We start from the raw sequence: 6,035 nt of genomic DNA on the forward strand, positions 1-6,035 counted from the left end.
TGCTGGATCAGGCGATCAATCTCTATCCGCGCATGGAAGCCTTCCTTCAACAACAACTCACCGAGCAAGCCGATTTTGCCAGCAGCATCAGCGCCCTTTCGGCCCTGTTCCCCTAAGCCATGGCCAACAAATTTTCGTTGCTGCCCTTGCTCGAACTGATGCAAACCCGCACAGACGAAGCCACGCGTCAGCTTGGCCAGTTGATAGCCGCCGAACAAAGCGCCCGCAGCCGCCTGCAGATGCTCGAGGATTATCGTGCGGACTATGCCGTCAAGTTGCGGGAGGCCTGCATGCAAGGTCTGACACCGATGGCGCTACGAAATTACCAGGACTTTCTGGCCCGCATCGACGAGGCAATCGGCCAGCAAACATTGGCTGTTCGCCATTCCGAGCAGGACACGGCAAGCGGTCAGGAAAACTGGAAAGAGCAGAACAAGCGCCTGAAAGCCATTGACACCCTGTCGCATCGACACGATGTGCGAGAAAAAGTACTCGACAATAAGCAGCAGCAAAAAATTCAGGAAGAACACTCGGCACGCAAATATGCTGTGCGCAACGAAGAAGAGCCCGACTAACATCAGGCACATGCCTTGCTTATCTTGAAGCATCTCTATGCACCTCAAGGTCTGATCATGAGCATTTCGGCAATTTCCAGTTTGATCGCAGTCAGCGGCGGAAAAGCGACCTTGCCCAGCGTTGGAGAAGTACCGGCAGAGAACGGTTTGCCGCCCGGCTTCGCCGCCCTTCTTGCCGAACAGATTCCTTCTCCAGACCAGACGATACCGGGTTTGCTGACAGCCGAAAGCATCCCGGCAAGCCAGCAGCCGGCCAGTGAATTACTCAGCAAGGTCATTGAGGGAAGCGCCAAAGAGGTGCTGGCCGCGCTATCCGCCAACCCCAGCCAGTCCGTTGCGACTGCCGCCGAGTCTGATCGCAAGAAAGAAGATGGTGACAAGGAGCGAAAACTAGCTGCCGACTCCATTCAGACTGATCCGGGCCTGGCGGCCCAGTACGTTGTGCCCATGGCCACGCCGCCGGTTCAAAATCGCCCCCCGGAGAGCGTTGACCGCAACAAACCGGACACGGCCCCCCATATGGCCAAGGCAGACGGTATTGACTTCTCCAATAATGAAGGACGCCCGCCCCTGTCGGAGCAGAGGGGCTCACATCTCACCGGGGCCATAGCGGCCCCCAATCCCGAATTGCCGACACCTCCGCGTTCGGACTCGGCGAATGCGGCAATTCTTGCCGGCGACTCGAACCCTGGCAACAGCGGCTCAACATCTGCCTTCGCCACGGCAATGGCTGCAGCCGGAGCTACAAATAGCACCGCAGCACCAACGCCCCCACCGGCGATCGCCAGCGCGATCCATTCACCAAACTGGACTCAGGATTTTGGCTCCCGTGTCGTCTGGCTGGCCAAAAATGACCAGCAGGTCGCCCAGATCAACATCAACCCGCCACAACTCGGCCCGATTCAGATCACCCTTTCGATCAACGGCGACCAGACCAGCGCCGCATTCGCCTCGCCACACCAAGAGGTCCGTCAGGCCATTCAAGACTCCCTGCCCGAACTGCGCGAAATGTTCTCGAATGCCGGCATCAGCCTTGGCGAAGCCCATATCGGCAGCCAATTGTCATCGCAGAACCGCGAAATCCCTTTTCAATTTGGCAATGAAGCCCGCACCAGCGGGGAAAACGCTATACTTTCGCCCGATAGTCACGCAAGCTCGAACCTGGCCGGAATACCGATTCAGCGGGGACGTGGTTTGGTAGACCTGTTCGCATAACCGGATCGTCATGATCGAGTAACGAGGGATAGACAATGGCCAAGGATGCCAAGCCAGCCGCAGAAGGGGCAGAAGCCCCCCCGAAAAAAAGCAAAAAACTGTTGATCATCATCCTTTCGGTCGTTCTTCTGGTGGTTCTGGGTGGAGGCGCGGCCTTTATGTTGCTCAAGAAGGCAGACCCCGCCGAGGACGACGGGGAAAACGCAGAAGAGGCAGCCAAGCCAGCCAAAAAGAAAGACAAGAAAAAAGACAAGGAAGCCCATCCGGTATTTATCAATCTGGATGCATTTACCGTCAATCTGGTGCCGGAAACCGGTGATCAGTATTTGCAGGTGGCGCTGTCGCTTGAAGTTGAAGATGCGATGGCGGAGCCTGACATCAAAGCCAAGATGCCGAAGATTCGCAACAACCTGACGTTGTTGCTGTCATCGAAGAAGGCCTCCGAGTTGTTACCCAAGGAAGGCAAGGAGCAACTGGCCAATGCACTCAAGGATGAGATCAATTCGGTCATCGAACCGCCCGCCAAGAACAAAAAAGGGGTAGTTGAAGCCCCGGACGGCCCGGTCAAGGCAGTCTTGTTTACCTCATTCATTATTCAGTAAGGATCCATGGCGGGAGATTTCCTATCCCAGGACGAGGTTGACGCCCTACTCAAGGGGGTCACCGGTGAAACCGACGAACCCGACAATAACGAAGGGGAAGGCGGCGGGATACGTTCGTACAATCTCGGCACCCAGGAGCGGATCGTCCGCGGCCGGATGCCGACGCTGGAACTGGTCAACGAACGCTTCGCTCGCTACCTGCGTATTGGCCTGTTCAACTACATGCACCGCAACGCCGAAATCTCGGTCGGCGCAATCCGGGTGCAAAAATACAGCGAGTTCATCCGTAACCTGGTCGTCCCGACCAATCTGAATCTGGTTATTGCCAAGCCCTTACGGGGCACGGCGCTGTTCGTCTTCGATCCGAATCTGGTTTTTCTGGTCGTCGACAATATGTTCGGTGGCGACGGGCGCTTCCACACCCGTGTCGAAGGGCGTGATTTCACGGCCACCGAACAACGCATCATCCAGGGCTTGCTGAACGTCGTATTCACCGAGTACAGCAAATCGTGGAAGCCGGTCTACGACATCAACTTCGAGTACATTCGCTCGGAGATGAACTCGCAGTTCGCCAACATTGCCACGCCGTCGGAAATCGTTGTTTCGACGACCTTTACGCTGGAGTTCGGTGGCGCCACGGCAGACATGCACATCTGCTTTCCGTACTCGATGCTTGAGCCGATCCGCGACCTGCTCTACAGCACGATGCAAAGTGACCAGCTATCGACTGACAAACGCTGGATCGGTACTTTGCGTAAGCAATTACAGGGGGCAGAGGTAGAAATCGTCGCGCACCTGGGCACCGGTAAAATATCGCTGCGCGAAATTCTGAATCTCAAGGAGGGCGACGTTATTCCCCTCAACCTGCCGCCGCACATTGAGGCACTGGTCGATAACGTACCCTTGATGGAATGTTCCTATGGCCAGCAAAATGGCCAATACGCACTAAAGGTCGAGCGATTCATCGCTGCTTCGCCCGACGCACCGCCCGGTGAACCGGTGATCGGAGAGAAAAATGGCTGACAATATCGAAAATATGGACCCCCCGACCGAAGACGCAGGCCAGATCAGCGAGGATGACTGGGCAGCCGCCATGGCGGAACAAACCGTTACCGACGATGCTGCCGCGGCAACCGTCCAACCGGCCGACATCTTCCCGTCCTTTTCGGCGCCACTGGGCCAGGGCGGGATCATGAACGAACTCGACATGATTCTCGACATTCCCGTCCAGATCACCGTCGAGCTTGGCCGGACCAAGATCACCATCAAGAACTTGCTGCAACTGGCTCATGGCTCCGTCGTCGAACTCGACGCGATGGCTGGTGAGCCGATGGACGTCCTGGTCAATGGCACACTCATCGCGCAAGGTGAAGTGGTCGTGGTGAACGACAAATTCGGTATCCGCCTGACCGACATCATCACGCCCTCGGAGCGGATGCGTAAGCTGAACCGCTGATCTAGTGGTCTGCGCCGCAGACCACCCTCTTTCAATTTTGGGCAAAATTTCCGGTTGACCGTAGCAAAGTCAATTTTCGGGTTTGGGTTTAAGATAGCGCCCTAACCTACTTTGACCGCGACCTCCGACTTGCTGCGCTTTCTTTTTCCACTCCTGCTGCCTATCACCGCGTGGGGTAGCGACGCCGTCAGCCCCGGCATTCCAGCCGGCACCTACCTGCAGGCAACCCTGGCCCTGCTCCTTATCCTCGGACTACTCTTCGGCACCGCCTGGCTGGCCCGCAAGCTGTCGGGTGGCAAAGGTTTTGGCCAGGGTGGCATGAAAATCATAGGCGGCGTGGCGCTCGGGCCACGCGAGCGCATTGTGCTGGTCGAAGTGGGTGATAGCTGGCTGGTCATCGGCATTGTTCCCGGTCAGATTCGCACGCTGCATCAACTCCCCAAGGGAAGCCGCATCGAGGTAGAACCGACCACGGGCACCACCGAAGCGCCTTTTGCCCAGTGGTTAAAATCCATCAAGGAACGCCACAACAATGCTTAGGCGAGTCGTACTCGGGCTTGGCCTGCTGCTCCCCCCGATCGTTGCTGTAGCCCAAGCCGCAGGCGGACTGCCGTCAGTCACCAGTACACCAACTGGTGGCGGCGGCACCACCTACAGCCTGACCATCCAGACATTGCTCTTCCTCACGGCGCTGACCTTCCTGCCAGCGGCGGTTCTAATGATGACGAGCTTTACCCGCATCATCATCGTGCTTTCCCTGCTCCGCCACGCCCTGGGCACGCAAACATCTCCCCCCAACCAGGTTCTGGTCGGCCTGGCGCTTTTCCTCACCTTTTTCATCATGTCGCCAACGCTCGACCAGGTCTATACCGACGCCTACCTGCCGCTCTCGGAAAACAAGATCAACATCGCCCAGGCCGGCGAACGAGCGGCGGTTCCGATGCGCAGCTTCATGCTGCGCCAGACCCGGGAAGCCGACATCGCCATGCTGGCGAGTGTCGCCAAGGTCGATAAAATCGAAAAACCTGACGACATACCCCTGCGCGTCCTGATTCCCGCCTTCGTCATCAGCGAACTGAAAACAGCGTTCCAGATCGGCTTCATCATATTCATCCCCTTCCTGATCATCGACATGGTGGTAGCCAGCCTGCTCATGTCGATGGGCATGATGATGATGTCGCCGGTCATGGTTGCAATGCCGTTCAAGCTAATGCTCTTCGTTTTGGTCGACGGCTGGCATCTGGTCATTGGTTCGCTGGTTAAAAGCTTCAATCCATGACCCCGGGTGTCGTCATGGAAATCGGCCGACAGGCCATCGAAGTCACCCTCGTTCTGGCGGCGCCAATGCTGCTCTCCGCCCTGATCGTTGGCTTGATTGTCAGCATCTTTCAGGCGGCAACCCAGCTCAACGAAGCGACGCTGCAGTTCGTCCCCAAACTGGTCGTCATGTTCCTGGTCCTGATCTTCGTCGGCCCCTGGATGCTCGAATACATGATTGACTACATCCAGCGTTTGTTCGAGAGCATTCCGCAGCTGATCGGCTGACCATGTTCAGCATCACCACGGCACAACTCGACGCCTGGATTGTTGCCTTTGCCTATCCGCTGACCCGCATTCTGGCGTTTATCGCCACCTCGCCGCTCTGGGGTTCAGCCGGAATTCCCCGCCGCACGCGGCTCATTCTCGGCATTGGCATTGCCATGGCCATCGCCCCGGCCCTCCCCCCCATGCCGGCGGTCGCGCCGGGCTCGCTGGCCGGTCTTTGGATACTGGCGCAGCAAATGTTGATCGGTATCGGCATGGGCTTCGCTGCCCGTATTGTCTTTGCCGCCGTCGATTTTGCCGGGGAATTCATCGGCGCCCAGATGGGGCTCGGCTTCGCAACCGCCTACGACCCACTGAGCGCCTCGCAAACACCCGTGATCAGCGAATTCATGGGGCTCGTCAGTTTCCTGCTGTTTCTCTCACTGAATGGCCACCTGATGTATATCGCCACGCTCGCCCAGAGCTTTTACGCCATACCGGTCAGCGCAACACCCATGGCTGCGACGAGCTGGCTGAATCTGGTCGAACTCGGCTCAAAAATGTTTTCGGTCGGGGTCTTGCTCTCGCTCCCCGTAGTGGTCGCACTGATGATCACCAACATTGCGCTGGCCGTCCTCACCCGGGCCGCCCCTCAATTGAACA

At 57.5% G+C, this 6,035-nt stretch carries 10 protein-coding genes; all 10 read left to right on the forward strand.

The genetic code is table 11. From position 1 onward, the window contains the following. The first annotated feature begins 14 nt into the window (after positions 1-14). Complete coding sequence (locus ADADOO_RS02195; protein WP_511274631.1) at positions 15-116, forward strand: hypothetical protein; 102 nt, start codon at positions 15-17, stop codon at positions 114-116. Positions 117-119: 3 nt separating this feature from the next. Further along, a complete protein-coding gene (gene fliJ, locus ADADOO_RS02200; RefSeq protein WP_511274616.1) occupies positions 120-575 on the forward strand; it encodes a flagellar export protein FliJ in 456 nt (151 codons plus the stop codon). A 15-nt stretch (positions 576-590) separates the two neighbouring features. Continuing rightward, the gene (locus ADADOO_RS02205) at positions 591-1,790 is read left to right on the forward strand and encodes a flagellar hook-length control protein FliK (RefSeq protein ID WP_511274617.1); all 1,200 of its coding nucleotides are present in this window, start codon (positions 591-593) and stop codon (positions 1,788-1,790) included. Positions 1,791-1,825: 35 nt separating this feature from the next. After that, positions 1,826-2,392: a flagellar basal body-associated FliL family protein gene (locus ADADOO_RS02210; RefSeq protein WP_511274619.1), complete on the forward strand. Its 567-nt coding sequence runs from the start codon at positions 1,826-1,828 to the stop codon at positions 2,390-2,392. A 6-nt stretch (positions 2,393-2,398) separates the two neighbouring features. After that, positions 2,399-3,415, forward strand: a complete 1,017-nt coding sequence (fliM, locus tag ADADOO_RS02215; RefSeq protein ID WP_511274621.1) for a flagellar motor switch protein FliM — start codon at positions 2,399-2,401, stop codon at positions 3,413-3,415. Continuing rightward, entirely contained in the window at positions 3,408-3,848 is a 441-nt protein-coding gene (fliN, locus tag ADADOO_RS02220) for a flagellar motor switch protein FliN (RefSeq protein ID WP_511274622.1), read from the forward strand. The genes fliM and fliN overlap by 8 nt, the downstream gene beginning before the upstream one ends. Positions 3,849-3,959: 111 nt before the next feature. After that, positions 3,960-4,388, forward strand: a complete 429-nt coding sequence (fliO, locus tag ADADOO_RS02225) for a flagellar biosynthetic protein FliO (protein WP_511274624.1) — start codon at positions 3,960-3,962, stop codon at positions 4,386-4,388. Beyond that, positions 4,381-5,127 carry a flagellar type III secretion system pore protein FliP gene (gene fliP, locus ADADOO_RS02230; RefSeq protein ID WP_511274626.1) on the forward strand — a complete coding sequence of 249 codons (747 nt, stop codon included), beginning with the start codon at positions 4,381-4,383 and terminating at the stop codon, positions 5,125-5,127. Before fliO ends, fliP begins: the two co-directional genes overlap by 8 nt. After that, positions 5,124-5,393, forward strand: coding sequence for a flagellar biosynthesis protein FliQ (gene fliQ / locus ADADOO_RS02235; protein ID WP_511274628.1), 270 nt, complete (start codon positions 5,124-5,126; stop codon positions 5,391-5,393). The genes fliP and fliQ overlap by 4 nt, the downstream gene beginning before the upstream one ends. A 2-nt stretch (positions 5,394-5,395) precedes the next feature. After that, positions 5,396-6,035: flagellar biosynthetic protein FliR (fliR, locus tag ADADOO_RS02240; protein WP_511274629.1), on the forward strand; the 640-nt coding region annotated here is incomplete at its 3' end.

The sequence above is a fragment of the Azonexus sp. genome, from assembly GCF_036170495.1.
Classification (GTDB): Bacteria; Pseudomonadota; Gammaproteobacteria; order Burkholderiales; family Rhodocyclaceae; genus Azonexus.

Bases quoted from the DNA above. Each gene is read 5' to 3' on its own strand.
- fliJ (WP_511274616.1), top strand. From the start codon at position 120: ATGGCCAACAAATTTTCGTTGCTGCCCTTGCTCGAACTGATGCAAACC.
- ADADOO_RS02210 (WP_511274619.1), top strand. From the start codon at position 1,826: ATGGCCAAGGATGCCAAGCCAGCCGCAGAAGGGGCAGAAGCCCCCCCG.
- fliM (WP_511274621.1), top strand. From the start codon at position 2,399: ATGGCGGGAGATTTCCTATCCCAGGACGAGGTTGACGCCCTACTCAAG.
- fliN (WP_511274622.1), top strand. From the start codon at position 3,408: ATGGCTGACAATATCGAAAATATGGACCCCCCGACCGAAGACGCAGGC.
- fliP (WP_511274626.1), top strand. From the start codon at position 4,381: ATGCTTAGGCGAGTCGTACTCGGGCTTGGCCTGCTGCTCCCCCCGATC.
- fliQ (WP_511274628.1), top strand. From the start codon at position 5,124: ATGACCCCGGGTGTCGTCATGGAAATCGGCCGACAGGCCATCGAAGTC.